Annotated in this window: 2 protein-coding genes; both read left to right on the plus strand. The window is 75.3% G+C overall.

Annotated features, from left to right (window positions below; genetic code table 11):
- The first annotated feature begins 89 nt into the window (after positions 1 to 89).
- The gene (locus tag WML84_RS12890) at positions 90 to 4088 is read left to right on the plus strand and encodes a TM0106 family RecB-like putative nuclease (protein WP_347346543.1); all 3999 of its coding nucleotides are present in this window, start codon (positions 90 to 92) and stop codon (positions 4086 to 4088) included.
- Positions 4089 to 4458: 370 nt separating this feature from the next.
- On the plus strand, positions 4459 to 4832 hold a 374-nt coding region (locus WML84_RS12895; RefSeq protein WP_347346544.1), incomplete at its 3' end, for a nucleoside deaminase.

Genomic DNA, 4832 nt, shown 5'->3' on the forward strand with positions numbered 1-4832 from the left:
GCAGGAAGGTGTCGCCAACAGCGCGGGAGGGGGGAGGTGCGGGAAGGGTGTCGGGGGCCGCGGCTATCGTCGTAGGCGGAAAGGGGACCATGCGGTACATCGAGGGCGAAGGGCGGGTCGTCTGGAGCGCGAGCGATCTCAAGGCGGCGGCCGAGTGCGAGTTCGCCTGGCTGCGCCAGCTCGACGCGAAGCTCGGCCGCGTGGCCGCCGTCGAAGACCCCGAAGACCTCACGCGCGAGCGCGCGGGGCGTCTCGGCACCGAGCACGAGCGCCGCGTGCTCGCGGCCTACCACGCGACCCATCCCGGCCGGGTCGTCGAGATCCCCGAGACGCGCTCGTCGGATGCCGCGGCGCTGGCCGACGCGGTCGCGCAGACCGACGCCGCGCTCGCGTCCGACGCGGCGGTCGTCTACCAGGCGGCGTTCGCCACCGACGAGTTCGTCGGGTTCGCCGACTTCCTCGTGCGCGAGGATGCCGCCGACACCGCCGGGCCGGCGCGCTGGATCGTGGAGGACACCAAGCTCGCGCGGCACGCCCGGGTCACCGCGCTCATGCAGCTCGCGGCATACGTCGATCAGCTCGATCGCCTCGGCGTCCCGCGCTCCGACCGGGTGGAGCTGCTGCTCGGCGACGGGACCGTCTCGACGCACGCGGTGCGCGACGTCCTGCCGGTGTTCGGCCTGCGTCGCGAGCGCCTGCGCGCGCTCATCGCCGATCGCCGCGTCGGCGAGGGCGCGGCCGGCGCTCCGATCGCGTGGGGCGACGAGCGCGGCGACCTGGGCGTCGTGGCGTGCGGTCGCTGCGCGACGTGCGACGCCGAGGTCGTCGCCAACCGCGACCTGCTGCTCGTGGCGGGCATGCGGCCCGTGCAGCGCGAGCGTCTGCGCGCCGCCGGGGTCGACACGATCGACGGGCTCGCAGGCGCTGCCGCGCCGCCCCCGCGCATGATGGCCGACACGTTCGCCGGCCTGCGCACACAGGCGCGCCTGCAGCTGACGAGCCCGGCGGGCGGCGTCGAGACGCCGCCGGAGTCCGGTGGCGCGACGCCGGCCGCGGGGGAGTCGGAGGCCATGTCGGCGACGGGGCGCGAGTCGGAGGCCACGTCGGCGACGGGGCCCGAGTCGGATGCCGTGCCCGCGGGACGCGCGGCGCCCGGGGACGTCATCGAGTCCCACGCCGCCGTCGTGCCGCCGGTGCCGACGTTCGAGGTCGTCTTCCCGACCGCGCTCGCGGCCATGCCGCGTCCCGATCACGGCGACGTCTTCTTCGACTTCGAGGGCGATCCGCTGTACACCGAGGCCGCGGCATCCCGTTCGGGAGCCGTCCCCTGGGGCATCGACTACCTGTTCGGCTGGGTCGACACGCGCGAGCGGTACACGGCGCTGTGGGCGCACTCGCTCGCCGAGGAGAAGGCAGCCCTCGAGACGTTCCTCGACATCGTGACGATGCGCCGCCGCCAGTACCCCGGCATGCACATCTACCACTACGCGCCGTACGAGCCCACGCATCTGCTGGCGATGGCGGCCCGCCACGGCGTGCGCGAGGCGGAGGTCGACCGGCTGCTGCGCGACGGCGTGTTCGTGGACCTCTATCCGATCGTGCGGCGCGCGCTCCGCGTCGGCTCGCGCTCGTACTCGATCAAGAAGCTCGAGCCGCTCTACATGGGCGCCGAGGTGCGCACGAGCGACGTGCAGCGCGGTGACGAGTCGATCGTCAAGTACGTCGAGGCGCGGGCTCTCGCCGAGGCGGGCGACGAGGTCGCCGCGAGGACGGTGCTCGACGACCTCGCCGACTACAACCGGTACGACTGCGTCTCGACCCTGCGACTGCGGGACTGGCTCGTCGACCGCGCCCGCGAGCACGGGCTGCGGCCCTCGGCCGATCCCGAGCCCGACGAGAACGTCTACGAGCCGTCGCCGCGCGCGGAGGCGCTCGTCCGTCTCGCCGCGGCATCTGCGGACGACGGTGACGAGCCGGCCGCCGAGGCGCTGCGTCTCGGCGCCGCCGCGATCGACTACTACCCGCGCGAGGCGAAGACGTTCTGGGCCACGCACTTCCTGCGGCTGCGCGAGCCGGTGTCGATCTGGGCCGAGACGCGCGACGTCGTCGTGGTCGACGCGGAGCGCAGCCGCGTGCTGACCGACTGGCACCGCCCCGACCGCGCGCGCGCCGACCGTCGCACCGTCGAGCTGCGCGGCGAGCTGGCGCCGGGCACGCGGTTGAGCGTCGACGCGACCGTCTACGCGCTCTACGAGATGCCAGCCCCGTTCCCCGCCGAGACCCATCCCCGGTGGATCCACGTCGCCCGCTCGGTCAAGATCGTCGACGTCCTCGACGACGGCGTCGTGATCGAGGAGAACGCGATCCAGGACGCCACGTGGCAGCGGCTCCCGGTCGCCCTGACGCCGGGCGCGCCGCCGCGTGCGGGCAGCCAGCAGGCCGCGATCGACGAGTGGGCGGATGCCGTCATCCAGGCCGCCCCGGCCCTTCCCGCCGACCCCGCGACCGATCTCTTGCTGCGCCGTCCGCCGCGCACCCGCAGCGGCGTGCTCGCACGCGGCGCGGGCAGCGACGTTGACGACATCGTGCGGTCGATCGCCGATCTCGACCGCAGCTACCTGGCCGTGCAGGGGCCGCCCGGCACCGGCAAGACCTACGTCGGCTCGCACGTCGTCGCGCGGCTCGTGCGCGAGCGCGGGTACCGGGTGGGGGTCGTCGCCCAGTCGCACAACGTCGTGGAGCACATGCTCGACGGCATCGTCGCGGCCGGCGTCCCCAAGGAGCTCGTCGCGAAGGCGCCGAAGGGCAAGCCCACCGGCGCCGAGTCGTTCACCGCGATCGCGAAGGACGGCGTGGCCGCCTTCACCGCGGAGCAGCACGGCGGCTACGTCGTCGGCGGCACCGCGTGGGACCTCACGCATCCGACCCGGGTCCCGCGTCAGAGCCTCGACCTCCTCGTCATCGACGAGGCGGGCCAGTTCTCGCTGGCGTCCACGATCGCCGTCTCGGTCGCCGCGCCCCGACTGCTGCTGCTGGGCGACCCGCAGCAGCTGCCGCAGGTGAGCCAGGGCACGCACCCCGAGCCCGTCGACACGTCGGCGCTCGGCTGGGTCATGGACGGAGCCGCGGTGGTCCCCGCTGACCGCGGCTACTTCCTCGCCCAGACCTGGCGCATGCGGCCCGAGGTGGCCGCGCCCGTGTCGCAGCTCTCGTACGAGGGCCGGCTCGCCGCGCACCCGTCGACGTCGCGCCGGACGCTGACAGGTGTGCCGGCGGGCGTCGTGCCGGTGCCGATGGCGCACACCGGCAACGCGACGCAGTCGGCGGAGGAGGCGGCGAAGGTCGTCGACCTCGTGCGCGATCTCGTCGGGCGCGCGTGGGACGACGGCACGGGAGAGTCGGGTGCGACGGCCGGGCATGACGGCGCGGATGGATCCGGCGGCGCGGCGGGACCCGGCGGCGTGGCGGGATCCGACGGCCCGGCGGGATCCGACGGCACGACTGGACCCGACGGCACGAGTGGATACGACGGCGTGGCAGGACGCGACGGCGCAGCCGGGCATGACGGCATGACCGGACCCGACGGCACGGACGGCCACGATGGCGCGGCCGAGAACGATGCCGTGGACGGCGCCGCCGCCACGGTCGGCCGCGCTGCCGCCACCGAGCCTGCCACGGTCGAGCGCGCCGCCACCGTCGGGCGCGGTGCCGCGGCGGGGCCCGGTGCGGTGCCCCGGCCGCTGCGGCCGCAGGACCTCATCGTCGTCACGCCGTACAACGCGCAGCAGGTCGAGGTCGAGGAGGCGCTCGCCGCGGCCGGCTTCCCCGACGTGCCGGTGGGCACCGTGGACCGGTTCCAGGGCCAGGAGGCGGTCGTCGCGATCGTGTCGCTCGCCGCCTCGTCGGGCCGCGACGCCCCGCGGGGGCTCGAGTTCCTGCTGCTGCAGAACCGCCTGAACGTCGCGGTCTCGCGAGCACAGCACACCGCTTACGTCGTGTACTCCACGGGCCTGCTCGACGACCTGCCGCGCACCCCCGAGGGCGTCGCGCGCCTGAGCGCCTTCGCGCGCCTCGTCGGCGCCGCCTGACGCGGTCGCCCGCCCGCGGCGTGTGCCACGCTCGACATCGCCCGCCCGCGGCGTGCGCCACGCTTGACATCGCCCCGCCCCGCGGCGTGCGCCACGCTTGACACCGGCCGCTCGCGTGTGCGCCACGACTGACACCGGCCGCCCGCGTGTGCGCGACGACTGACACCGGCCGCCCGCGTGTGCGCCACGCCTGACACCGACCGCCCGCGGCATCCGTCGCCTGGCGCGGAGCGTCCGGCGTGGCAGCGATGCCTGACGACGGGCGCCCGTCCGCGGCACGGCCGCCCGACGGCGATCGCTCCGCCCGCGGCATCCGCCGCCGTACGCTGGGGCCATGACCCTTCCCGTGCGCCCCTTGGATGAGCGTGCGATGGCTCGCGCGCTGGAGCTGGCGGCCGAGGCCGCCGCGCACGGCGACGTGCCGGTGGGGGCGGTCGTGACGGATGCCGCGGGCACGATCCTCGGCGCGGGGCGCAACCTGCGCGAGGTCACGCACGACCCCACGGCGCACGCGGAGGTCGTCGCGCTGCGCGAGGCCGCCGTCGCGCGCGGGTCGTGGAACCTCGAGGGCTGCACGCTCACCGTGACGCTCGAGCCGTGCGTCATGTGCGCGGGCGCGCTGCTGCAGGCGCACGTCTCACGGCTCGTCTTCGGGGCGTGGGACGACAAGGCCGGCGCGGCCGGCTCGGTGTACGACCTGGTGCGCGACCGGCGGCTGCCCACGCGCGCCGAGGTGGTCGCCGG

The organism is Microbacterium sp. (assembly GCF_039812165.1).
Lineage (GTDB): Bacteria > Actinomycetota > Actinomycetes > Actinomycetales > Microbacteriaceae > Microbacterium.